Source organism: Mastigocoleus testarum BC008, assembly GCF_001456025.1.
GTDB lineage: Bacteria > Cyanobacteriota > Cyanobacteriia > Cyanobacteriales > Nostocaceae > Mastigocoleus > Mastigocoleus testarum.
Genome location: NZ_LMTZ01000104.1, coordinates 14,093 through 39,996 on the forward strand (window position 1 = coordinate 14,093; position 25,904 = coordinate 39,996).

Genomic DNA, 25,904 nt, shown 5'->3' on the forward strand with positions numbered 1-25,904 from the left:
TCTCATGCTTTTAGATTTATGCTTTTAGACTTTTGCTGCTAGTGCTTCTTCGAGAGTATTGTTAATTTGAAAGTGCTCTAGAAATCCAGTTACAGACATAGTGTCTTGAACCTCTTCATTCAAACCAACTAGCAACAATGTTCCTTCTTTAGTACTTGTTTGTCGGTAGAGAGAAAGTAGTACTCGTAAGCCAGCACTGGACATATAAGGTACTTCAGTCATATCGAGAATCATTTTCTTTCCTGGTTCAACCAAAGGTAAAACCTCTTTACTCACCAATGGTGCAGTACTGGCATCTATATCGCCTTTAATAGCTGCTATTTTGACATCATTAATTGTCTTAATATTAATTTCCATGTTGCTTAATTTTTATCTTGCTAATTTCCATTGAAACTTGAATGAGGGGATTGTACCCCAATGGTACTAATAAAAGCACAAACCCTTGCTAGAAGGTAAGTGTGGGGAGAGAAGGGTAGAAAGGGAAGAGGGGGGAGTTTAATCAATACAGTTTGTTGCACAAATCTACCTCCCACACCTTCCAAACTCCTTATCAGTTCAAGGTTTGTTCACGCGTGCTACGTGCGAATGAGTTTTAACGAGCGTGCCATTCGGATTACACCCCTCAATTTTTAATTTCTAACTACAAACTAGACTGGGACAATCTGAACCTTAACTTTCACCCGCTCATCAGTTTTGGGTAAGGTGACTGTCAATGCTTCAGCATTAAAGTTACTATAAGGTTCGCCATCAATTTCACATTTAGCAATTTTGATACTTCCAGGAGGTAATATATCAGGAGAAACGCGGAGAATATTATCGGGGAAACCACCTGGAATCGGCTTAAAGTAAAAGTCCATCGGCTGTCTGGTTATTAATAAGTTAGTATAGACAGCAGCTAAATAACATAATTCGAAAGAATGGTAACCACTCATAGAGTGGGAGCCTTTACCCCTTTCGTTACCTCCTGCCAAATAGGGAATACCATTAGCAAGAACGTTAAAATAGACCCCACCTTCTTCCAGATCGAGGAACCAAGCATTATAAAATGCAGAGGCTTCGCGAGATAAACGTTTATATTCGTCCTCTTTAACTATGCCCGCCAAAATTAAGTAAGCTAAGATTGACTGTTCTTGCTGCCACCAAGCTTTGCGATCGTGCCAAACAAAGCGATGTGTTTTCTCACCAGGAGCAAGAAGACGTTCGACTACATCGTACCAGCCTCCGCGTTGTAGGTCACTGCCAACCCCAGGCATTATATCTGCAATCTTTCTCGCTAGTTTGACATAGTTATCCTTGGGTTTGAGGCTATGCATCCGCATCAAATTCCAAGCAATTTTGAGGTTGTGACCAACTACAGCCCGATTTTGCTGCCATCCCCAAGTAGTATCATGAGACCAATCTTGGAAAAATCTTTCTTGAACAAAGGGGCTGTTGTCATAGTCAGGAAAACGCTTTTCAATGGTGTCGAAGGTATACTCCAACATGTCAGCGTATTCTTGCTTACCTGTAGCTAGCCAAAGATTAATTAGGTAAGCAGGAGCGTGGTCACCAACAGAATTCCAGTTTTTAGTTCCTTTGTTACGTCCTAAAGTGTCACTCAACGGATCGAGCATAACGGGGTCGATATGAGAAAAGTAGCCGCCATGTTCCCCTTTGTCTAGGAAAAACTCATTAAACAGCTTGATTGTTTTCTCAGTATCATCCATAATTCGGGGATCGCCAGTACAGCGATAGGTTTGAATTGGACCTGCAAGAGCATAAATCTGCTCGTAAGCAGGAATCGCATCATAATCATCACCGAATTCGGAAGCAAAGATTTTTTGTTCCCGCTCTCCCTGAACATCGATGCCATGGTACCAATAGACAATACCTTCGTCCAAATCCACAAACCGCATGTGTTCGCGCAGATATTCGGTTCCTCTTTCCGCTGCTTTAAGGAAACTATCATTACCTGTCATCATGAAGGCGCTAGCAAAACCGTAGACGAGGCGAGAAATTGTATCGGTTTCTTGGCGGAAATTAGTATCTGATTGTTGACCGCTTAGACTTAAAGAAGTGCGATATTTGCGATAATTATAGTCCCCATCACCAAATTGGGCTTTGAGATAAAACTTACCTAGGGAGTTAATTTGCTGTACCCACCAGTTTTGCTTTTCAAAAACATAATCGTCTTTTTTACGACCGGTGAAAACAATCTGCTTAGCATCAAATGTACTACTATCTGGATAAAATACTCCATAGGCAAACAAATAGCGCCCGGGGACGAGCATAGCTCTCATATTTCCAGTAGCATCGGGATAGCCCTCATCAAAATTCTGAATCACTTTAGCATATGCCATAGGACTCAGCTTGACTTTGAACTCTCTACCGTCAGATGTTTTCAACCCAAAAACATCACTCTCTGGATCGTAATGGGTAACATAACCGGCAATTAAATCGGAAAAGGAAAAATCTACCCGCTCTGTCATCATGTATCCTTATTTTGTGAATTATTAATTAAACCTCGTTCGCATCCAGAAACGTAGTTTTCCCTGAGGAAAAACTCAACTTTTCAAACTGGATATGGTTTAGTTCAAACGGTTGCTGCTAAATCTGGTTTTCGATGACTACTTTTTTCAATTTCTTCGACAAAAACTTTCATAAATTCTTCTACCATACCGGGATGTTTGCCGGTAATTAAGTTTCCATCGATAACTAGTTCAGCTGTTTGCTCTCCCTCATAGACAACATCTGCTCCGGCATTTTCTACATCACAGATAATGTTATGGGCGCAGGTAACTTTTTTCCCTTTAATCAAATCTGTATCGGCACACAAAAGCCATAGACTATGGCAAATAGTACCAATTTTGACATGTTGTGTTGCAGCAACTTTACGGAGAAAAACTACTGCAGGAGCTTGATTCTTCTCACCCTTTTTCACATTTACCTGATATCTGAGGCGATCCATTGCATAAGCTCCAATGCAAATAATGCCTTTATAGTCCGCAGGGTTAACATTATTTACTTCTGTACCAACTGTAATGTGATATTCTATCTTGTCATTTTCGGGGTTCGAACCGAAATGTAATTCTTTATTACCCCATAAATGAGAAATGTATTCTACTTCATAACCTTGTTGGGGAAAATACTCATTAAAGCGACGAAATTCTGTTCCATCAAAATGCTCTTCAATGAGTACGCCTATTTTACCTTTTGACTTAGTTGCCATTGTTTGTTAACTCCTTATTTGTAGGATTCTATAGAAGATGAAGAATTCATTTGTCATCAAAATTCATAAAGACGACCCAATCTCCTCTGAAGCTCCTCCAGGGGAGGAATGGGTCGTCTCTACGACCATATTGCGATACGCAGAAATTAAAGATTAAACGTTAATATTCAATTTGGAAGGGTCTGGATAAACTCGCCATTCGTAAATTTTATCCCCTTCAAAACGATAGATATCCGTACAAGGAACCTGGGTAAAGCTCTTGTCAACTTTATTGACATAGTTAGCATCCATTTCCAAAATTACTGTGTTATTATCTACAACCCAAGTACCTCTGGCATTATGAGTTGTTAATTTTAATGACTTATAAATATGAATTAGGAAATCTCGACAAGCTTGTGGTCCGATTACTGGATCGTGAGCGCCAACTTTATAAAGCAAGTTGGGAGTGAAGAAGCTCATAAATTCATCCCAATTTTCTGCATGTAGCGCCTCGTACATTTTGCCTATTCTTTGTAGGAGGAATTCGCTCTTATCGGAAGAATTATTAGAAGCAGGGGCTTGAACTTGCTCAGTTTGAAAAACTGGACTGATGTCCATGTAAATTCTTAATTCTTGGACTTTATCGCCTTTAAATACAATAGTATCGCAGCAGGGTAGTCGGAAAACTTTACCGTCGTGACGGATATAAGTAACTTCCATCTCACAGATAACTGTGTTTCCCTGTTCCCAGATATTGGTTATGTGGTGGTAGACTTTTGCTACTGTGTTCAGAAAATCAACAGAAGATTCTCGAATTCCTTGGGGACCGTATGCTACTGGGAAATTACTGAATTGATAATGGGCATCTTCAGTGTAGAACTTAACAAAGTTTTCTACATTCATTGATTCCCCAGCTTCAAACATCCGTCTAACGATATCAGACTTAGAACCAGGACGTGTTAAAGATTGTGTCATTGGTTTTTCCTCTTGAGTATTTGTATTTTCAACAAGTTGTTTGAGCTGATAAACAGCTTCTTGAATTTTTTCGGGTTTAGCTGCTTCAATAAACCCTTTTGCATCCTGATGTTTTAGGGAGTTTTCATTGACTGGATGCAAATCAATAGTGAAACCTACTATTGGTGAGGAACCCGGTTCACGAGGATTTTGATAAACATGATTAATAAATTGACCTGTAAACAGAGGATGATTTACTAAAGCAATACTCATGGTTCCCGCTTGTTTATCAATGGTAACCCTTTGCTTCATTTCCATTCCGGGCATTTTTACTTCCCGTAAAACGCCATCATGATAGCGCTCTAAAATTGGAAATTTTTCGCAGTAAGCTTGCTCAGTCCAAACTTGCCAAATTTTTTCGATTGGAGCATTTACGGCTACACTGTAACTACCATGTAGTCGATTTTTGCCATTTCCGTTAGTGTACTCGGGTGCAGAATTGTTGTAAAACCAATAATTTGTCCCATTACTTGAGTTATATTCTCTCTGGGCTTCACTAAATCTTTCTTTGGCTGTTCTTCTGACTTGATTAAATTCTAGTTGTTCGCCATTAGGACCTTTACAGTAAAATAAAGCCCAGCCGTCAAAATCGCTGACGAAATCTGTTTTGGCATATTTGAGAGCTGCAGTTTTTCTCTCTTCTAGAGAATCGAGATGAATAATCCGGTTAACAACAACATTGTTAATTCCTCGGTGTTGACATTCATCTTCTAGCATTTTGGCGAAGAGATTAATATCCACATCATCTTTTACGTAGAAAGAAATGTGGGGAGCATTAACATGACCAATACCAGAAGGAATTTTCCCAAAAATATTTGGTGCATTAGCACTTAGTTGGGCATCCCGGAAATGGATTAATTCTACACAAGTATTACCAAAAGAAATAAACCTAACATCTAATGAATCTTCAGAACCATCTCTAATGTTAGGTACGCCTTGTTCTTTAGGGTTACGACCTCTTTCCCAAGATTCTAAATCTTCTTTTTGGAAGAGCAGATTGTGCAAATCTTCTCCAACGAATCCATCACCACCGATCGCCAGTTTTCCACCTAAAACTTCGGTATAAAATTCCATGGCTTTTGCCATGTCATTGACTGTAATTCCGAAGTGTTGCACTCCTTGAAGGTAATGACCTAAACCTTTGGCTTTTTCATTGACCTGGCTAGACATCAAAGATACTATGTCCTCCTTTAATTGATTGCTAGCTCCAATATTTTCAATCAGAGATGCGACCTTTGAGCTACGTTGACCGGCAAGGGTCATTTTGCTGTCATAGACAAAGGTATAAGCACTTCTCTCTGGAAATGCCTGAATTTGTTGAATGTAGTTAGCTGCATCTTTAATCGCAGCTTTATACTCAGTAGAATTAAAAAACTTTTCCCTTTCTAGCTGATTTAAAAAAGCTATTTCATAAGCAGCATGATATTGGTTTTCAACTGGTTCGTAATGACTGACTCCAGCAGCATCAGGACGAGAGTTATCTACTTCTTCAAATAGGTGCAGTCGGAATTTTAGAACAAAATCACTACTGCTGATTTGAGGAGCAAAACTCTCAGTCAGATAACGACGAAAAGCTTCAGTACTTATTCCATGGGCTTTTTTGACCATGATATGGAATTTCAGTACCCCGGTTTCGCCATTAGGTTTTCCATCGGAAATACCATCCACATAGGTAATGGAATTACCTGGGCTAGTGTTATAACCAATGGCTTTACGGAAGATGTTATGTTCGTCATCCATCAGTATCCCGGCTGCTTCAAACCAAGTCTGACGTTCTGCTTCACTCTCGAAGGTTAACTCTGCAATTCCATCAAAGTTATCTTCTGGATTGAAGGAATAATTTAAACCTTCAATATTGGGACAAAATCCCCCTTGATTGTGAGCAACATGGAATTGCCAGTATTGATGCTGACCCGGTAGTCTTGCACAAACTGGACCATGTACATCTTTCCAATAATTATCAAATAGTTCTAAGGTAATTCCTTGTCTTTTCCACAGAAGTACGTAGAAAGTGACTTTACCTTGGCGATCGCGTGCTGAATAATCGGCTTTGTTTGTAGTTCGACTCTCTGCAACCATTGCTGCTGTCCTTGGTACATAGTTGGAATTGTCAAAAATTTGATTCAAGGTAGCAAGGCTAGGTGCGACTTTATTAAAGCCTGCGTAAACACACAGGAATAATAAAAGTTCTTCAATTTCTTCGCAACTAGCTCCTTGCTCAAGAGCCATGTTGACATGGGCAGCAAATGGGTTGCCAGACCCCCGATAACTCTGATTCACAACATCAACAGCGATAGTAATCAGAGCCTTCGTTTTTTGGTCAATTAATGGCAAACCCCAAACTTCACCTGCTACCCGAGTTACAAAATCACCAAATCTGAGATTGATGTGTTTTAAACTCTTTTGAAGCTCTCGATCATCCAGGACGGCATTTTTATATGCGGTCTCTTCTTTCATCTCAAGCGGTGGTAATTAGCTTTAATAATTCATTTGGAGCAAAGACATCACGATAAAATGTAAGTTGTTCAGTCTTCAGGTAACAACCACCTCGGTGACCCCGACGTACCCAAGTTACATTTCCCTTTGCAAGAGTTTCGTTAGTTTCATCATCTACACACTTCCATTCAAAGTAAGTGTGTTCCCCCCAAAACATTACAATTGGCCAGCACATGGTAACTCCCGGTTGAGCAATTAATGCCCACCAATGTTGTTCCCTTTCTTTTTGTTGTTCTAAGCCTCTATAAGGACCATCTTGGCAAAAGTAAACTAGATCGTCACGATATTCACCAGTTAATATATCTCCCCGTCCTTGTCTTAAAGCTTCGCAGTGAGTGGGCCACCATTCTCTATTTTCGGCTTCAATCTGTTCGAGAGTATAATTGTGATTAATGTCTGGCAATCTAGATTCTTTCATTGCCACAATTCTTTCTGCATCCTCAATTAATTTTTTCGCTACGTAGGAAGTTACAAGTCCAGGACGAGAATAATCAGCAGACAAACCTTGGTAATAATTGGTTCGTTTATTCATTGGTTGTGGCTGATTTTTGGTTTGATTGTGGGAAGAAAAACCATTATTTTTTGAGGCGTAAAGGTTAGAAGTTAGCATTAGAGATTGAATATCCTCCTTTAGTTGATTTACTGCGCCAATTCCCGTAATTAATTCTGCTACCGAAGAACTGCGTTCGCCAGCAAGGGTCATTTTGCCATCATAGACAAAGGTATAAGCTGTTCTTTCGGGAAATGCTTGCATTTGTTTAATGTACTTAGCAGCATCTTTACTGGCAACCTTATACTCAGTAGAAGCAAAAAACTTTTCCCTTTCTAGCTGATTTGCAAAAGCTATTTCATAGGCAGCATGATATTGCTTTGCTGTTGGTTCGTAATGACTAACTCCAGCAGCATCAGGACGAGAATTATCTACTTCTTCAAATAAGTGCAGGCGAAATTTAAGTACTGACTCATGACTGCTAATTTTTTCCGCAAAAACATCAGTCAAATAACGGCGAAAAGCTTCGGTACTGACTCCATGGACTTTTTTGACCATGACGTGAAATTTCAGTACTCCGCTGTCACCATTAGGTTCTCCATTGGTAATACCATCTACGTAGGTAATAGAATTGCCTGGACTAGTATTATAACCAATGGCTTTACGGAAGATGTTATGTTCGTCATCCATCAGTATCCCAGCGGCTTCAAACCAAGTCTGACGATCTGCTTCGCTTTCAAAGGTTAATTCTGCAATCCCATCAAAGTTATCTTCTGAATTTTGAGTGCAATCTAAACCCTTGATTTCTGGGAAGAAACCACCTTCATTATGGGCAACATGGAATTGCCAATATTGATACTGACCGGGTAATCTAGCACAAACTGGACCATGTACGTCCCGCCAATATTCATCAAAAAGTTCTAGGGTAATTCCTTGTCGCTTCCACAGAAGTACATAAAAAGCGACTTTACCTTGGCGATCGCGTGCAGAATAATCAGTTTTATTTACCTTACTTATTGTCGAAACCATAGTTGCTGTCCTCTATTGTCATTCCAATTTCATAAAGGTCTAAACTTCAAGAAGCTTTTAATCTCAAAAAAGCTTAAATTTCAAAAAGCTTAACCTTGCGCAATATCAAGAATTTTGTTGGGAAAACCTGAAAATCTTTACGACCATTTTTTGAGTCAAAAGTTAAAAGTCAACACCCTATCTTTAGGCTAATTTACTCGACTTTAGCTAGATTCTGGCATTACTATTTGGCTAATGGGTACTATGAATAGTTTTATTTTCCCTATTGCTGTAACAAATATAATCAACTTAGGATAATGTTTCCAGGATTTCGTTGAACACGCCAAAACAACCCGCGACTTTATTGAAACCTGCATAAACACACATAAAGAGCAGTAGCTCTTCAATTTCTGCAGGAGTTGCTCCTTGCTTAAGAGCCATATCTACATGAGCGCCAAAAGGATTACCTGGTCCGACATGATCCTGATTGACTATATCTACAGCAATAGTAATCAGAGCCTTAGTCTTTTGATCGATTAATGGTAAACCCCAAGCTTCGCCAGCTACCCGAGTTACAAAGTCACCGAACTTAGGATTTATCTGTTCTAAACCTTTTTGAAGTTCGATGTCGTCTAAAACTGCGTTATCGTATTTTGTCATCCGATTTCCTACTTGCATCTTAGTGTATTTCTCCTTAAATGCGTCCGTCTCTAAAAATGAAAATTAACAGTTAAAAACCGATCATTAAAAACTAACAGTTACGAATTTGCATTCCTGTTTAGCTTGCATTCCTGCTTAGTTTAGTTGTAACTTCAGCTAACCTTGCACCGATAGCGGCGATCGCCTCTTTTTGTTTCCCATCGATTAGATTGCCATTTTCATCAAATACTTGATATGCGCTCCCAATTGCTGTTTGTTCGGGTATAACCAGCACACCAATACTTTCTAGAATGGAACGGACATGAACCAACCCTCTCAAGCCCCCTAGTCCCCCAGGTGAAGCTGCCATAATTGCAGCCACCTTACCTCGGAAACAACTTAAAGCCATTGGTGCTTCACCTGCTTCTGGTCGCGATACCCAATCGATAGTATTTTTGAGTAAGGGAGTAATCGAACTGTTATACTCCGGACAAGCAATTAAAAACCCTTGATGCGCTTTCATCAGTGTCTTTAAGTCAATAACTGCTTGTGGTAACCCCTCTTTTAATTGTAAATCTTCGTTAAATAAGGGCATCGGATAATCTTTGAGATCGATATAAGTTACCTCTGCTCCACTGACTTTAGCTCCTGCAGCCGCAATTTTAACAAGTTTTTTGTTAAAGGAATCCTCACGAGCACTACCTGCAAAAGCAAGAATTTTAGGTTGATTAGTCATAATTCTAGATTTTTAATTTGAGCTAATAGGTAAATTTCATTACAGGCAATAATTGTTGCAGGGTAACAACTATTTACTTGAGCAAAATTAATAAGTATCAAGCCAACAAAAGTGGGTGTGCGCCCCAAGGATTTACAAAGTTTTTCAGGGTATGTACGCCTCGATAGCAACAATATAATTTTTCTTCACTCCACCCTAACCTTTGGTTCAAAAATTGCCAGGATGAAGTTAACAAAAATACACTAAGTAATGTGTTTTTAAGTGTATTTTTCATTGATTAAATAATGCTATTACATGTGTTAGCAAAATTTTGATTGAAATATTTGAAAAGAAATATTTGGAAACACCTAAAAGCTAAAATTAGTCCTTAACCCACCAATCACAATGTCTTCATTATCTGCATCTTGGTTAGGTGCTGTAATCCAAGTGATAGAGGGAGCAATGGAAATGTGATTTGATATCTGGTGGGTATAGTAAGCTTCGATGTGTAGTGATGTATCATTTTCAAAATCTGCACGGGGAAGATTACTTCTCAAACCTGTGAGGGTAGGCTCCATACCGATAATCAAACCTCCATGATTTCCTTTTTTAAATAAATCGGGAAAAGCAGCCTGAAGGGAGTAAGACCAAATGTCGGCATCTCCTTTACCATGTAATCTTGCTTTAATCAGGTTAGCCCAACCGCCGATTGCTAGCTTCGGAGTGATAGCAAAGTAACCGCCGAGTGAATAACCGTTAGTACTAACTGCGGATGCATCTTCAAACAAAACACCAGCATCATCAAAGCGGTTTGCTAAAGCTGTACCGACAAAACCATTACCCCGAAAACTTTGACCGTTATTAAAACCAAAATTACCAGGACCAAAGTAACCATGTTGATAAGCAAATTGCAAAAATAATCCAGGATTGGGATTATAGTTAATTTCTGCTGCAGCTATGTAGTCACCCCCAAACAATCCCCCTAAACTAGAAACACTTCCGGGGGATGCAATATAGCTTAAATTTATTGTTGTCGAATCTAATAGCTTATAACGAGCCGATAGACCGGAACCTCCCCCAACCAGGAATATAGGAGGTGCAGTTGCAAAAGTACTGACAGGTCCGAGACCTCTTACATAGTAAGGTGCATATTTCTTAAGTTGAGTTGTATTAAAACGATAGCGATTACCGGCTATTAGGTCGACCATTAAATTATCGCCAATAGGGAATTGATATTCTAATCCAACTATACGGAAGCTGTTATTTTGATCCCCAGGACTGGAATTAGCACTTGCACCTTCCCTTGTTGCACCAACATCTCTCCCATTGTTGGTCGTAGCTACATCGGGAAAGGTAGTGTTGCTAGTCGCGATACCTGTCATTAACAGATCTCGACCAGTAAAGCTAGTCATCAAACCAAGAAAGGTAAGATGTTGAATATTAGTTTGCGGATCCCCATCTCCTGATAAATAAGCATTAGTTTGTAGATTTACGTTACCTAAAAGTTTAGTAGTAGTGGAAAATTGATTTACTTCTAAATTGCTAGTGCGTGCTTCTAAGGAGTCTACTCGAGAACGCAAAGAAATTAGTTCGGTCTTAAACTCTTTTTCTAAACGATTCAAAGCTATCAAGTCTTCTCGCTTTACAAGCTCAGTAGTCGTGACCCTCATTAACTCGTTTATTCGGTCTACACAAGAATTTAAGCCTGCAGCAAATTCATAACGAGTAATTGCACGATCACCACGAAATCTACCATTAGGATAACCTGCAATACAACCGTAGCGCTCTACCAAAGATTGTAAGGCTTGAAATGCCCAATCAGTTGGTTGTACATCAGCAAACTGGGAAACACTATTGATTTGCCCTATTTTATTGTCAACACTGCTGTGAGTATCTTTAAAATTGTTACTGGGCTTGACGATATCTGAGTTAGAGGATTTAACCTTAGAAGACTCAACATCAGACGATTCTACCGTGTAAATATCTGAAACTTCCCGAACTGGGTTGGTATTTACCGGGCTTGAATTTAATCTTAATCGATTTTCTGTGACTAGATGTTGTGAAACATTCGTATTGGAGGTACTAAGGAGATCCAAACCAGAAATCTGAGGCTGAACATGTGTGATATTTTTTTGCTTAAGAAATATCTGAAGTTGAGATGATTTAAGTGCATCTGAACTATCTGTAACAGCGGCTTGAGATTTACTAACACCCGCAATTAGTGATGAACTTGCGATAAGCCCAAGGGATATCCACGAAGGGACCCCTGCGACTATTATTATTGAACTAGCCACTATTTTTCTAAACTCAGACATTTCCTTGATCTCACACTACAAACTAAACATACAGAAGATTGATCCAAATCATCGAGGATTCATGATGGTGAACCATTGGTCATCTTGGGTAAAAATAATATCGAGTGTCACATTAGGAAATTCTTGTTTCACCAGATCGTTAATTTGGTGACGCATTACATCAACTGTTTCAATACTATCTAATTTATTATCATGAGGTAACAGCCAGTAAAGGTGCAGATATATTGCTTGTCCAACTTCTGTCATCCGCAAATAATTATTAGCACAAGGAAACTTTGTTGTTGCAATTTTGAGCAAATCATTGATTCGGTTTTGTAAAGAAGCACTGGGTGCACCTAACAAAAGTTGATTTAGACTCTCAAGCACAACTTTAGCAGGTATGGGTAAGGCTAGCATTACCAAGATGGTAACAATTGTCGGGTCTGCGTAGGGAACAAACCAAGCAAAAGAAGTATTCTTAATAATAGTGACAACACTAAAGACAATTCCAACGGAAAGACTAATGAATCCGTTAATCATCCAATTTTTTGAATCTACACTAACTATTGGAGAGCCTGTTTTTTTTGCGATCGCTGTTTGTATAATCGCAATTAAGAGACAGGTACATGCGGCAATAGCAGCATAAATTACTGCTGTCCCTGGATTAAATTTTCTACCGCCATGAAATAATGCTCCAACTGCAGAAATAAAAGCAAATAGGGAGAGTGCTAAAACGAGTAATCCTTTACAAAGATTAAGCAAGGGAGTAAAACCCGTGTAACCAAATTGGAACTTTTTCCCATCTGGACGTGTTAACAATCGAGAGATCCATAATGTAGCTAATGCCATGACAAAATTAATTACATTGAAGAATCCATCTAGCATAACTGCTGCAGACTGTATTACTAATCCAAAGGTGAGACCTAAAATCGCTAAAAATAAAGTCCCACTGATAGATAAATAGATGCTTTTTTGTTCAAGACGTGAAGTTTTCATAGAAAAGAGTTATTAAATGGGTCATTTATTCGCTGATTTATCAGTATTAACCTTTACTCATTTTTGATGAATTAGGACTTACGCACTTTACAAGTTAGTTATCTATCTTGTGTATAAAGTAAACAGATTGTTTCAGGCTTTTACGAAGGGTTGTTTGATTATTACCCTTCGATTATTTGCATTCGCCCTTTTCATAGGTCTGCTGTGGATGCAAAAAATAACATAAAACGTAGCTAAAATCCTTAAAAGATGTACATTCTATGTTTAAGTGCGTAAGTCCTAGAATATCTATCAAATTAAATTAGTAAACCCTTAAACTCTATCTAAGAAGTCACTTTTTCACCCTGGATGGTAAAGACGACTTCATACTGATGAAATTCGTGAGGAAATTCTACAGCCTTTTTCACTGGAGCCATAAATTCCTGATTTTGAAGAGCTAAATCCAAGGATTCTTTACTAGTCCATTGAGCATAATTAATAACTCGCGTACCATCCAGGCTTTTATGAATATTCGCAGATATAAAGCCCGATTGCTTTTTAGCTGTGTCCAAGTTACTGACCAAGTGATCCACCAACTGCTTCTGTTGCTCGGGTTCTACTGTAAAGACATTAATTACAGTAAGAACACCATCTTTTTCACTTATAGTAGTAGTCATTATCACTCCTTGCAATCGGTTGTTACTTAAGTATAGTGTATAGTTTTGATTTGTTCTGAGAAAACAAGAGTAATCGTTACGATTGATTAGTGTTAGTACGTAACAATGGGAATATTTTACCTCTACTTAATTACTGAAAAGCTTGTAATGCAAGTATTTTGTTTCCTCAGGCTGTCAAATGAATATATTTTTAATTTTTAATAACCTTTGTGATCTACTGTCTGTGGGCTACTAAAAATTAACCTTGATCCAAATTTACCCCTGACTTAAATTTATTTGTAGGATGATATCGTTATAATCTTGATCACCACCCATTGCTAAATCTTCAAATCCAAAAGTGTTATCGGCTAATAAACGAACGTGATCGACCTGACCTTCATTCGCACCTAAGAATGGAAAGTAAACTTTTGGATCGTTACCTGTATTATCATCTAAAATTTCTTCTGCTTTACCATCAGCAATAATAAATGGTGCAAATAAATCGTTGGTGTCAAAAGTTCCTGTATATCTTTCCGTTCCCTGGTTGTTCACACTCAGATCGATACCTGCTAAACGCCCATTAACTGCAGCTTTAACATAACCTGCATCTCCAGGAAGTAAGTCAACGGTACCATCACCATTAGTATCAATTCCACCATTTTGATTTGCAATTTTATAAAAGCCGACGAAATTATCAAAAACTGCTTCTCTATTGACTATAAATTCGGCTGTAACTTGTCCTGTGATATCTCTAAAATCGAGAATTTCTCCTTCTTGTTCTCCTTGTAAACCTACACCTAGAGGTAATTCTTCATCTGTTGCTTTAATGTTAACAACTAAATCCGTGAAGTCTGTGCTATTTCCAGAACCATCCTTCCAAGCTAAAGAAAATTGGTCATCACTTAATTCAGTTGTTCTTAGAGTTGAAACATCAGCAAACAATACTTCGCTGCTAGTTATGGTTCCAGATAAAACTGCATCTATCGTACTGTTTCTTGCTAACAAAAATCTAATATTGTTACCAGAATCAAATTCCAATAAACGTGTCAAATTGTCATTACTAAATCCATTAGGAGTATTAGTAATCGCGGAAAAAGCGACCTTGGAACGTTGTAAAGCTGCTTGAGTATAGCCTGATGCACCAGGAGCAATGCCATTAATATTACCATCAGCATCATCAACAAAAAATACTCCTAGTTCATTCACTGTGTTGGAGTTCAGCCCTGTGAGACTAATTTTTAGTTTGACTTTAGTTTGACTTCCTTGGATGTTAAAGATACCTTTATCATTATTTTTTGCTAGTCTTGGAGTCACTACTGGATTTTCTGAAGGATTTGGGTCTGTGCCTCCCCCAACAAGAGGGAGCATTGACTCTATGACTCTTGATTCCTCTTCATTCTGGTCTTTAAGATGAATTAACTGATAATTACCGTCTGCTTGACGGCTAAATATAACTCCCTCACCTCTTTCTCCTTCTATATCTGCGAAGGTCCCAGACAGTTCTTGAATTTCACCATCTGGAGTAAATTCTTTATCGACGCGCATTTCAGTGGAATCAGTATCAGATTCCGTTGTATGCTCAGTAGAATCAGTGCCAGATTCCGTTGTATGCTCGGTAGAATCAGTGCCAGATTCCGTTGTATGCTCAGTAGAATCAGTGCCAGATTCCGTTGTGTGTTCAGTGGAATCAGTGTCAGACTCTGTTGTATGTCCTGTATGATGTCCTCCAAGAAAAGTATGTATTTTCAGTTGTTCGTGACCATCAGGGACATCATTAACTGCTAACGTTGTAATATTAGCGTTATTAGTTTGTGATCGCTCGCCATTTGGCTCATCGGGTGTTTGAAGCACATAGCCAGATGTTACTTCTACTTCACCAGTGTAAGAGTCTCCATAGGGTTGAAATTCTTCAGATAATAATGAGGTTTTATCTGCTACCTCATCACCATCAAGGCTTTCTGCTTCACCATTACGAATGAGTTTATCAATTTCAAGCCCATTGTAAATTTCTACTAATCCTCGTCCACCACTACCTTGACCAACAATGATATCGTCAAAGTTATCCCCATTTGCATCACCTACAGCTAGGTTAATTGCACCAGTAAAACTCTCATCATGAAATGAATTGAGACGAGTGAGCAAGCGATAATCTTTACCACTATATACTTCAATTAATGGAGAAGTTCCTTCCCCTAAACCTACAACTACATCAGCAAATCCATCCCCATTTATATCACCGGTTGCGATTGATGCTTTTTGTTCGGTAGATACATCAATATCCTTGAAAGGATTAAAATCTTCAATTACCAGTGCTGGATCTTCACCGTCGAGTTTATCATTGCCTTGTGTTTGCCGTTCAAATAATGTTGCACCATCAAAGACTTTGACTGTAAAGTCATCATCAGCTTTTTCTAGGGAACGCTGTATGGTAACTACGTCAGTAACGTTATCTGTTACATTGTTGTTTTCTTCATCTAAGGGCTTTTTGTGATTAACATCGGCAATGGCAAGATCTATTTCTCCTTGAAAGTTTTGACCGTAGGGATTTAGGAGAATAGCATCTTCTGTATTGCTGGCTTTGAGTAACTCTACAGTTCCACCGCCATTCGACCCCAAACCTAGCCAAGTATCTTCTGTGTTTAGAATTACTCTGACAACTGCCATCATTCCTGCATCTTCGTGGAACAGAATATGACAATGGTTGACGTAACTACCAGGGAAATCCTGAAACTCCATCAGGATTTTCACTACCGACGGGTCGCCGTTGAACTGTGCAACACCGTAAGGATTTTCTGGGGTTGCTGTACCGGGTTCGTGACTGGGAGGAAGGGCAATTGTGTCGCTTAAGACGCCAGCAAGATAGTTTTGTTCTATATCTTCAACAGGGATACCATTGATTTCTAAGACAACAAAATCATTTTGATGAATGTGGAAGGGGTGCCATTCTAACAGAGGAATATCAGCACTGAAACCAGGAAAAAGTTCGATTTCAGCCAGTTCCTCATCACTAATTCCTGATGAGTTAATGATATTCCATACCTCTGCTGTACCCAGCATTGGCATGGTGAGTGGGGGCATACCACCACCAGCTTCACTAGAGAAATACTCTCCATTAATTGTATAAATCCCTTCGAATGTTGTTACATCCGCATCATCTGGGATATTACCTTGTACGAGTGCGCCACCAGCATTTGCTGACCATTCAAATGTTCGCTCTTTCTCAAAATCACCCTGTTCAGCAGCTTCTATAAGTTCATTGATTTCTTGACTGTGCTCTGTTAGGACGTCATACGCCTCAGGGAAATCACCGGTGGGAGTTGATTCTCCAGTCACTTCAACGGTTGCCAGTACTTGGGAACCCCAAATTAAGTGACCATCGTTAAACCCATTGTCCTTAGTTAATACTGGAGCATCATCGCCAAGAATTTCTTCTGTTGCATTAGAAAGAAAATAATACTTTCCAGGTTCCTCAAACCAGTGTTGAACAGATACTCGAGATCCAGGATTCAGAAGCGGAAGTTCTGTAATCTCTCTTCTTGTCCCTTCTACGACCCCAGCAGCGTCACCGTCAATTGCGACCAGATTAACTTCCTGAGGCGTGAGAGAACCATCTTCCTCCTCTTTCACCAATTGTACGGTATGGAAGGAATTGACACTGAAATTTCCCAAGGAAAACAAATTCCATTCACCAGTCTTCAAATCCATAGTGGGATTATATTGACCGTTGACTGTGTGAATAACATTTTCTACAGGTTCAGCTAAACCACCTTCCCCATAAGCAGAAGAAAATGTTGCCGCATCTCCTGCAGGAAATGCAGAATTGTAATTTTCTGGTTTAGCGTTATAACCTACAAAAGGTGCGTCCGACAGTTCATAAACTTTCTGGCCATTTTCTTCACCCAATACTTCTAGGGGTGTACCTGCAGGAACTTCCTCAGTAGTACTTGTATTGAGTGGGTCATTTTCCTGACCTTTCCTATCAACTTGTTGAATACCAAAAGTATTAATCGCCATGAAAAACCCAGGGCTTTCCACAGGATTTTGTTTATCCAGATCTGGAAGATCGTACGGGGGGTTAACCAGTAAAAAAGCACCTAATCCTGAAGCAACATCTACATTGGTTTCTCCGTGAAGGTGGGGATGATACCAATCTGTTCCGATGAAATGGTCTTCTGGAATTTCAATTTCTACTTCCCAAGTTTCATCTGGAGCTAATGAGAAAAGTACATTATCACCATGACCCATGGGTGATACATGTAATCCATGGGTATGAAAATTAGTTGAGTGATCTAAGTTGTTATTAAGTGTTACTTTTAATTTATCTCCAGGCTCTGTAATCAGCATTGGTCCTGGCACCATGCCATTATAAGCCCTGAGAACTTCATAGGGTGTTGCTTTATTCTCAAGCCAAGGTATACTTCCATCTCCTGCTCTTAAAAGCCCCAACCCATCAATGGTGAACTCCGTAAGCTCATCCATGTCCAGAGTCACTTCTAAGACTTCTTCTGGACCCCAACTAGAGTAGTAAATTCCATCCTCACCTTCGCCGCTAAAATTGCCGTTTTGATGATCGTTACGCCAATTATTTAAGGGGTCTTTAAAAGGAATTTTCTCATCAGGGTGGGGCAATACCTTTAAATAACCTTCTGTATCAAATGGATTACCATTTTCATCTATACCCGTACTCCATTGGTCAAAGTTATCTTTCCCGATAACATATGCGTCCTTTAAATTAACTGTTGCAACCATAATAGTATTTTCCCCTGGAAATTAATTAGTTTGAAATTAAGTGAAAATTGCCAAACAAAATACTCTGAAAAAGAGTAAACATTAGGGACTGGAATTTAATATTTAAGTTTCCTTTTTAACCTCAAAGGGTAAATCAAATTTCTTACCCTCAAGACTTAAATGCAGAAGATGATTTAATATCTGTGAAGTAATTTTAAGATGGGTAAATTGCCTTAGTTAATTACCGCTAAAAATAATTAATTTATATACTTGAAACCACTAAATCTGTAATGGACATCTACGACTATTCGTCATAACTTTGGGCAATATAGCATCATTACTTAGTGCAATCCTCAGTAGAAACACATACAAAGAAGAAGATATGATATGAAATAGGCAAGCAAAAAATACTTTAATCACGAACTGATTACAATGAAGCAATAATATAATAATTGACTCTATAATTGAAGGCTGAGACTCACTTATTGAAAATAGAATTTTATCTTTGATAAAAATAAAAAATAGACATTGACACTCTTCATTTAACCGACAAAATGTTGTATAAATAAATACATTTTATATGCTTTTGGGTAATCTCTTACCGTACAAGTACTTAGCTTAAACTCTACTCTCGTTGTAATTAAAGTACTACATCTCTGCAACATGCTTTGCTTTATGCCGCGGAGCTTTTTTCCTTTTCAACTGAGCCACATAGGCGCTAACAGCAAGACCAAAAAATTAGTCATCATATCATGTCCGCTTAATTACTTATGAAAAAATATATTTGTTTGTCATCACACTACTACGAACCTTATTACAAGTGTTTTACCAGACATAATATCAATAGTTTAGGTTTAATAGTTTTAAGTACCCAATCAAATGAAAACAGGTTTATGGCAACCGCCGAGATTACGTACTAACGAAGAACAAGAAAAAGAAAGAAAAGCTACATGGCTTGAATTATTCTACGATTTAATATTTGTTGTCGCGATCGCTGAATTATCCCATAGTTTGAGCAAAGATGTTTCGGTGCATGGATTCATCGGCTTCGGGGCGCTGTTTATACCTGTTTGGTTCTGTTGGTTAGGAGCCACATTCTACGCAACTCTATTTGATACTGACGATATCAGAGATAGATTATTGACTCTGTTACAAATGATGATAATTGCAGCGCTAGCGGTGAACGTACATCATGGTCTTAGTACATCTTCTATTGGCTTTGCTCTTAGTTACGTTGCTGCTCGGTGTATTCTTATTTTTCAGTTTCTTTTTGCTGGATATCACATAAAGCAAGCTCGTCCTTTAACTAATTGGTATGCTATGGGCTTTAGCATTGGTGCAGTATTGTGGTTGATATCAATTTTTTTACCAGTCCCCTGGCGTTTTCTCCTGTGGACGGTGGGACTAATTTTAGATTTTAGTATTCCTCTGGGTACAGGTCATTTAGCAACTAAGATACCACCAGATATATCTCACGTTCCTGAAAGACTTGGACTATTTACCATAATTGTTTTGGGCGAATCAATTGTTGCAGTGGTGAGAGGTGTAGCTGATCGGGAATGGAATATCTCTTTTGTGCTAGTCGCTCTCTCGGGATTAAGTATAGCTTTTAGCTTCTGGTGGCTTTATTTTGATAGCGTAAGTAGTTCGCCTTGGGAAAATATGAAAACTGGTCGGATTGGTGTTGTTCTGTGTTGGCTTTATTCTCATCTTGTTTTAGGGATTGCTTTAGCTGCTACAGGAGTAGGAGTTGAGCATATGATATTAAAAAGTACCGTAAATACTCTACCGGAGTCTGAACGCTGGCTTCTCTGTGGTGCGGTAACACTGTGTTTGACCACGTTAGCCCTGACTAACTTCATCAGTTGTATTCTAGAAAAAAATAAAAAAGCTAAAATTTTAAGCATTTACCGTCTTGGTGCGGCTGGGTTTGTTTTTGTTCTTGCGATCGGTGCTATTAATCTACCCCCTACAACTTTATCTTTACTTGTAGCAATTACATGTGTTTTAACAGTTACTCTAGATTTGTTGGGAAAACATGAATCTAGACTTGGTTTTCAAGATTAGGTTTTGAATACAAATTATCCGCAAACTAGTCTCAATTAAAACGATAGTTGCAGTGGATTTTTTTTTGGAGTAACATCGTGTTCACTTAATGACTTCTCATTATTCCTTAATACTTAATGCTCTTTGTGGAAATAATTTGATCGGCAACTGAAAATTTCGGTTTCACTATGGGAATACTAAGAATGAAAGGTAGAGCCCACAAGCATTACCTTCATGTCTTAACAAAAATATAAATTTGAATCGGCAAATAATATCAATTTATAAGAGGTTTGCCAATGAGTTGGATGAAAAAAAATCTATATACTTTAGCGATTCCCATATCTCTAACATTTTCTACTCTCTCAGCACTTTCAGTGCAAGCTCATTCCCAAAAAGGATTTGTAGACACACCGGTAGACACACAGAAAGTCCGGACATGGCAAATTAGTCAGACTTTTAAAACACCGAATCGAGGAACACCTCCGGCTACTGCTGGAGGTGCAACTCGTGGTGGTTGTACAGAAAAGAAAGGGTATTTAACATCTTTAATGCCAAAACAAAAATTGGGATTAACCGTTAACGAGTACCCAACATTTTTCTGGCACATGTCTAAGCCTGAAGTAAAAACAGCTGAGTTTTTGCTATTAGATGATAACGACGATTTAGTTTATGAAACAAATCTAAAGCTTCCCAAAAAACCAGGGATTTTTTCATTTACTCTTCCTTCTGAAGCTCCAGCCTTAAAGGTAAATAAGCTGTATCATTGGTATCTTTCAGTAAATTGTAGTTCTGAGGAAACAGATGAGGATATAACTATTGAGGGTTGGGTGGAACGAACAAAACCTAGTTTAGCTTTGCGAATAAAGTTAAATAATTTAGCACCCAAATATCGTTCAAAAGTTTATGCAGATGCTGGTATTTGGCACGAGGCTATTACTAATGTAGCTCAACAACGTTGTAGTTTTCCTTCTGACTCAAATGTGATGTTGAATTGGAAGAAATTATTAACTTCTGTTGGCTTGAATAAGGTAGTTTCAGAACCTCTAAATAATATTTGTGAAATTCAAAGTTAGCACTCTGCATAAAGTATTTTGCGCGAACTTTAATAGTCTATAATTGGGTGAATTAACTGGGTGCATTTGTTATTTTAGGAACATAACTACAAATATATTTTTACTACATCCATAACACAAACTGAAATATGTGTCCTAAAAAAATCTAAAAATTATAGCTCTACCATAAAAACCTTAGAACATAATATTTTTAGATAATTTTCTGGATGGGGCGATTAAAAAAAGTTAAGTTTGAAAAATTTATAACTTTTAATAGCATGTGGCAAATCAAATTATAAAGAGTAATATATGATGCCAACTATATATTCAAAGCAATGACAAAACTACTTTTTTTAGGCTCTGGTTGTGCTTTTATTCGTGGTGTAGATAATTATCAATCAAATATACTATTAACTAGTGATACCGGGAAAAAATTTTTGATTGATTGTGGTTCGGATATCAGGCATTCTTTGTACAGAGCGGGATATTCTCACCTTGATATTACCGATATTTATATTAGTCATATTCATGCGGATCATGTTGGTGGGCTTGAATATATTGGCTTCAGTACTAAATTTGATTCAAGATGTGAAAAACCCAAGCTTTATTTAGATACAGAATTAGCCCAAACTCTTTGGGTTAATTCATTATCTGGAGGGATGAAATATATCGGAAATGAGATAGCGACTTTCGAAACTTTTTTTGAAATAGTAGAAATAAAATCCGAGAGAAACTTTATTTGGGAAAATATTAAATTTAACTTAATTAAAGTTGTTCACGTAAACTCTGGTAATGCCATTATGCCAAGCTATGGTTTATTTTTTGAGATCAATGGCATAAAAATATTGTTAACAACAGATACAAAAATGTGTCTAAATATTTTAGATAAATTTTATCAGGAAGCAGATATTATTTTTCAAGATTGTGAAACTACTAAATTTTCTAGTAACGTTCATGCACATTATCAGGAATTGTTGAATTTACCATTATCTATAAAAAACAAAATGTGGCTGTATCATTATCAACCAGGAACACTTCCTGATGCAATTGATGATGGTTTTTGTGGTTTTGTGGAACGAGGTCAGGAGTTTGATTTTTCATCACCGATATTTTCTTCTAAAAGTCTTAACGTAATCAAAGCAAATGCGGTTTAGTTGCTAGAGTACTGTAATTTTGCCCAATGAATATTATACAGGTAAAGTTTATTGCTTACAGTAAATTAGCTCTTGGAGAAAAAACAAATAGTTATTAAAAATAAATACTAACCTTATGATTACATTTATGATGGGTAAAATTATTTTATCTCATCTTTTTTTATCTTTGCATACTGATTTTTGAGCGATTTAAAATAACTATTGATGGATACTTGTAATTATGAAACTTAATCTTAAAAAGTTCATTACTATTTTTTTATTAAAAATTAAAAGCTATTTAGATATTAAAAAGATAAATCATTTTTTTTTGGGTTTGTTAACTTTATTCTTCACTTTAACAATTTTCAATAAAAGTGTTTATTCCAACATAGATATATTAAATGTAGTATCATCAACTCCAAGACATAGAGATGTGCAGAGATATCCAAGTTCTTTAGAAAGAATATCAGTATTACATGCAGTTAATATACAAAAGCAACCAGTTAAAAAGCAACTAGTACAAAAACAAGTAAAGGAAAACTCTCCCACTTTATTGACACAAGCTGGTAAAGAACATTACCAAAAACAACAATTTACTGCAGCAGTTACAAAATGGCAGCATGCACGTAAAATTTTAATTTCGAGAGGTGATACTTTAAATGAAGCTATGGTGTTGGGTAACTTAGCACAAGCATACCAACAATTAGGAAAATTAGCAGAAGCAAAAAATGCGACCGCTAAAAGTATTGAGCTTCTATCTTCTCATCAAAAAGATAATCAAAATCTGTTCGCAGCGACATTAAATATTCAAGGCAGTTTGCTGTTATCTGAAGGTAATATTGAAGATGCAATAGCTGTTTGGAAACGTGCTGTAACAATATATGAAAAAACTGGGGACGAAAACGGGTTAACTCGTTGTTTGCTCAACCAAACTCAAGCTTATAATCGGTTGGGAATGCATCAGCGAGCCCTAAATACTTTAAAAGAGGTTAATAAAACCCTACAAAATCAACCCGATTCTCCTTTAAAGATTGTTAGTTTGCTTCATTTGGGAGATACTTTGAGGCTGACAGGAAATATCGGTGATTCAAAGAAAACATTAGAGCAAAGTTTGGCTATCGCTGAAAAACTAAATTCTGAGGCTAATATCAGCAAAATTCTTTTGGCTTTGGGTAACACTTATAGTTTTGAAGAAAAAAATCATAAAGCTCTCAAGTTTTATCAACAAGCGATTGATAAATCAAAATCAGCAGCAATAAAACTTCAAGCACAATTAAATACATTGCGTCTTCTAGTAGATACTCAAAATTCATCAAAGGCTATATATTTAGCATCAAAAATAAAACCTCAACTGCAGAACTTAACACCTAGTAGAACATCAGTATATGCATTAGTTAACTACGTAAAAAGCATAGAAGAATTAAATATTAGTGAAGTATCTAACAAACAAGAAAACGTAAAAATCCTGGCTAAAGCGGTTCAACAAGCTGAAAATATAGGAGATGAAAGAGCACAATCTTATGCTCTTGGCTACTTAGGACATCTCTACGAACAAACCCAACAATTCAATTCAGCAAGAAGTTTAACAGAAAAAGCATTAATTCTGGCAAAAATAAGTAATGCTTCTGATATTACTTACCGCTGGGAATGGCAATTAGGAAGACTCTTAACAAAGCAACATAACTTTGTTGAAGCAATTGCAGCATATGATAACGCTGTCACAACTCTTGGGTCTATTCGTAATGACTTGGTTGCAAGCAATCTTGATATGCAGTTTTCGTTTCGTGAAAGTGTAGAACCTATTTACCGAGAGTTCGTAAGTTTGTTGTTAACTCCTGAATTGGAAGAAACAAGTCAAGAGAATCTTAAAAAAGCCCGTCAAGTTATTGAATCTCTGCAATTAGCAGAATTAGATAATTTCTTTAACGAGCCATGCTTGAAGGTGAGTCCGACTCAAGTTGACCAAATTGATAAGCAAGCAGCAGTTATTTATCCAATTATTTTAGAAAATCGTTTAGAAACAGTTGTTTCCCTACCAAATCAGCCTCTACGACACTATACTACCGCTATTTCCGAAAACGAAGTGGAAAAAATGGTGCAGACAATGCGCCGTGCTATCAGACGTAAGTTTCTCAAGAAACAACATTTTGCGATCTGTCAAAAAATTTATAATCTAATTATTAAACCATTAGAAGCTGATTTAGCTGCTAGCAAGATTCAAACCTTAGCATTTGTTTTAGATGGTTCATTAAAAAATGTACCAATGGCAGCATTGTATGATGGGAAGCAATACTTATTAGAAAAATATAATATTGCTTTGTCTCCGGGTATGCAATTGCTGGATCCCCAACCTTTAGAAAATCAGAAAATGGAGGTTTTAGTTGGTGCTTTGAGTGAAGGAAGACAAGGTTTTGTCCCATTACCTGGTGTAAAAACCGAAATTGATAAAATCAATAGTGAAATTTCCACAGAGGTACTTTTTAATCAAAAGTTTACTAGCCAAGCTTTGCAAAAACAAATTAGTAAAACTCCTTTTCCCATAGTGCATTTAGCAACTCACGGTGAATTTAGTTCTAAGGCAGAAGATACATTTGTTCTTACTTGGGATAATCGCCTAGATGTAAAAGAGTTAGGGGATATTCTCCATACGAGAGAACAACTTAGTAGTAAACCTATAGAACTATTAGTTTTGAGTGCTTGCAAAACAGCCAGTGGTGACAAACGCGCTCCTTTAGGATTAGCTGGTGTAGCAGTACGTTCGGGTGCGCGCAGCACCATAGCAAGTTTATGGTCAGTTGATGATGAGTCAACTTCCCAGATGATGGTAGATTTTTACGAGCATTTGAGACAACCCAGAGTAACTAAGGCTGAAGCTTTACGTCATGCTCAACTTAAAATTCTGGGAAAATCTAAGTTTAAACATCCCTATTATTGGTCAGCTTTTGTCTTAGTTGGTAATTGGTTATAAAATTTCCCCATAATTGGAGGATTTAGGGGGCTATACTCTGAATATAAATTTTAAAAATTCATCCCTCAGTTCTGGAATCACTAAATTTGCATTACCCAACACTTCTAATGACTTTTGACTTGCTGTTGTGCATTTTTAATGTACGACAGCTTATTAATCTGGATTTTATATTATTGATATAAGTAGTTTTTTGCTTGCATGGTTTTTATCAGATTTATAATCTTTACTTAGAATTTAATAACAATTCACAACAAACCAGTTAATTAAAGAACAAGTACAAGCTAATAGTGTTATAAAAATAATAGGACTTATACATTCAAAGAAATAATCAATTATATATAGCTTTTCAGACTTTATTTACTTGGATTTTTGAGCATTAATTAATGATGCATGATAGCAATACCTATGTATTGCATCTATGCGAATAATTCCAGGGCAACCGTTAATAACACAGTTTAAAGCTAAGTTTTTCTGTGCATAAGTCCTATTTCAATAGGAGTTTA

Annotated in this window: 15 protein-coding genes; 4 read left to right on the forward strand and 11 right to left on the reverse strand. The window is 37.5% G+C overall.

Annotated features, from left to right (window positions below; genetic code table 11):
* Positions 1–24 precede the first annotated feature (24 nt).
* The 11 genes from BC008_RS24460 to BC008_RS24510 form a co-directional block, all read right to left on the reverse strand.
* On the reverse strand, positions 25–357 hold the full coding sequence (locus BC008_RS24460) for an STAS domain-containing protein (protein WP_027844793.1): 333 nt from the start codon (positions 355–357) through the stop codon (positions 25–27).
* A gap of 290 nt (positions 358–647) precedes the next feature.
* Positions 648–2,468: an AGE family epimerase/isomerase gene (locus tag BC008_RS24465; protein ID WP_027844794.1), complete on the reverse strand. Its 1,821-nt coding sequence runs from the start codon at positions 2,466–2,468 to the stop codon at positions 648–650.
* A 104-nt stretch (positions 2,469–2,572) separates the two neighbouring features.
* Positions 2,573–3,208: a DJ-1/PfpI family protein gene (locus BC008_RS24470; protein ID WP_027844795.1), complete on the reverse strand. Its 636-nt coding sequence runs from the start codon at positions 3,206–3,208 to the stop codon at positions 2,573–2,575.
* A 153-nt stretch (positions 3,209–3,361) separates the two neighbouring features.
* The gene (locus tag BC008_RS24475; RefSeq protein ID WP_027844796.1) at positions 3,362–6,658 is read right to left on the reverse strand and encodes a nuclear transport factor 2 family protein; all 3,297 of its coding nucleotides are present in this window, start codon (positions 6,656–6,658) and stop codon (positions 3,362–3,364) included.
* Between the two features lies 1 nt (position 6,659).
* Positions 6,660–8,216, reverse strand: a complete 1,557-nt coding sequence (locus tag BC008_RS24480) for an EthD domain-containing protein (protein WP_058183956.1) — start codon at positions 8,214–8,216, stop codon at positions 6,660–6,662.
* 288 nt (positions 8,217–8,504) lie between these two features.
* On the reverse strand, positions 8,505–8,873 hold the full coding sequence (locus BC008_RS24485; RefSeq protein ID WP_027843662.1) for a carboxymuconolactone decarboxylase family protein: 369 nt from the start codon (positions 8,871–8,873) through the stop codon (positions 8,505–8,507).
* A 100-nt stretch (positions 8,874–8,973) separates the two neighbouring features.
* Positions 8,974–9,570: an NADPH-dependent FMN reductase gene (locus tag BC008_RS24490; RefSeq protein ID WP_027843663.1), complete on the reverse strand. Its 597-nt coding sequence runs from the start codon at positions 9,568–9,570 to the stop codon at positions 8,974–8,976.
* Between the two features lie 347 nt (positions 9,571–9,917).
* A complete protein-coding gene (locus BC008_RS24495) occupies positions 9,918–11,843 on the reverse strand; it encodes an iron uptake porin (RefSeq protein WP_235595929.1) in 1,926 nt (641 codons plus the stop codon).
* 69 nt (positions 11,844–11,912) lie between these two features.
* Positions 11,913–12,839, reverse strand: coding sequence for a cation diffusion facilitator family transporter (locus BC008_RS24500; protein WP_027843664.1), 927 nt, complete (start codon positions 12,837–12,839; stop codon positions 11,913–11,915).
* 323 nt (positions 12,840–13,162) lie between these two features.
* A complete protein-coding gene (locus BC008_RS24505; protein WP_036265670.1) occupies positions 13,163–13,495 on the reverse strand; it encodes an antibiotic biosynthesis monooxygenase family protein in 333 nt (110 codons plus the stop codon).
* A gap of 255 nt (positions 13,496–13,750) precedes the next feature.
* A complete protein-coding gene (locus BC008_RS24510) occupies positions 13,751–18,223 on the reverse strand; it encodes a DUF4114 domain-containing protein (protein ID WP_058183958.1) in 4,473 nt (1,490 codons plus the stop codon).
* A gap of 858 nt (positions 18,224–19,081) precedes the next feature.
* On the opposite strand from BC008_RS24510, the gene BC008_RS24515 reads away from it, so the two are divergent.
* From BC008_RS24515 to BC008_RS24530, 4 genes are all read left to right on the forward strand, one after another.
* Positions 19,082–20,269 carry a low temperature requirement protein A gene (locus BC008_RS24515; RefSeq protein ID WP_027843665.1) on the forward strand — a complete coding sequence of 396 codons (1,188 nt, stop codon included), beginning with the start codon at positions 19,082–19,084 and terminating at the stop codon, positions 20,267–20,269.
* A gap of 275 nt (positions 20,270–20,544) precedes the next feature.
* Positions 20,545–21,321: a DUF928 domain-containing protein gene (locus tag BC008_RS24520; protein ID WP_027843666.1), complete on the forward strand. Its 777-nt coding sequence runs from the start codon at positions 20,545–20,547 to the stop codon at positions 21,319–21,321.
* Positions 21,322–21,635: 314 nt separating this feature from the next.
* Positions 21,636–22,454 (forward strand): MBL fold metallo-hydrolase, encoded by an 819-nt coding sequence (locus tag BC008_RS24525; protein WP_036265671.1) that lies wholly within the window; start codon positions 21,636–21,638, stop codon positions 22,452–22,454.
* A gap of 412 nt (positions 22,455–22,866) precedes the next feature.
* The gene (locus tag BC008_RS24530) at positions 22,867–25,401 is read left to right on the forward strand and encodes a CHAT domain-containing protein (RefSeq protein WP_235595930.1); all 2,535 of its coding nucleotides are present in this window, start codon (positions 22,867–22,869) and stop codon (positions 25,399–25,401) included.
* The last annotated feature ends 503 nt before the right edge of the window (positions 25,402–25,904 follow it).

What these genes read in the sequence shown, in the direction of transcription:
- BC008_RS24460 (WP_027844793.1), bottom strand. Translation starts at nt 357, where the DNA reads ATGGAAATTAATATTAAGACAATTAATGATGTCAAAATAGCAGCTATT.
- BC008_RS24465 (WP_027844794.1), bottom strand. Translation starts at nt 2,468, where the DNA reads ATGACAGAGCGGGTAGATTTTTCCTTTTCCGATTTAATTGCCGGTTAT.
- BC008_RS24470 (WP_027844795.1), bottom strand. Translation starts at nt 3,208, where the DNA reads ATGGCAACTAAGTCAAAAGGTAAAATAGGCGTACTCATTGAAGAGCAT.
- BC008_RS24475 (WP_027844796.1), bottom strand. Translation starts at nt 6,658, where the DNA reads ATGAAAGAAGAGACCGCATATAAAAATGCCGTCCTGGATGATCGAGAG.
- BC008_RS24480 (WP_058183956.1), bottom strand. Translation starts at nt 8,216, where the DNA reads ATGGTTTCGACAATAAGTAAGGTAAATAAAACTGATTATTCTGCACGC.
- BC008_RS24485 (WP_027843662.1), bottom strand. Translation starts at nt 8,873, where the DNA reads ATGCAAGTAGGAAATCGGATGACAAAATACGATAACGCAGTTTTAGAC.
- BC008_RS24490 (WP_027843663.1), bottom strand. Translation starts at nt 9,570, where the DNA reads ATGACTAATCAACCTAAAATTCTTGCTTTTGCAGGTAGTGCTCGTGAG.
- BC008_RS24500 (WP_027843664.1), bottom strand. Translation starts at nt 12,839, where the DNA reads ATGAAAACTTCACGTCTTGAACAAAAAAGCATCTATTTATCTATCAGT.
- BC008_RS24505 (WP_036265670.1), bottom strand. Translation starts at nt 13,495, where the DNA reads ATGACTACTACTATAAGTGAAAAAGATGGTGTTCTTACTGTAATTAAT.
- BC008_RS24510 (WP_058183958.1), bottom strand. Translation starts at nt 18,223, where the DNA reads ATGGTTGCAACAGTTAATTTAAAGGACGCATATGTTATCGGGAAAGAT.
- BC008_RS24515 (WP_027843665.1), top strand. Translation starts at nt 19,082, where the DNA reads ATGAAAACAGGTTTATGGCAACCGCCGAGATTACGTACTAACGAAGAA.
- BC008_RS24520 (WP_027843666.1), top strand. Translation starts at nt 20,545, where the DNA reads ATGAGTTGGATGAAAAAAAATCTATATACTTTAGCGATTCCCATATCT.
- BC008_RS24525 (WP_036265671.1), top strand. Translation starts at nt 21,636, where the DNA reads ATGACAAAACTACTTTTTTTAGGCTCTGGTTGTGCTTTTATTCGTGGT.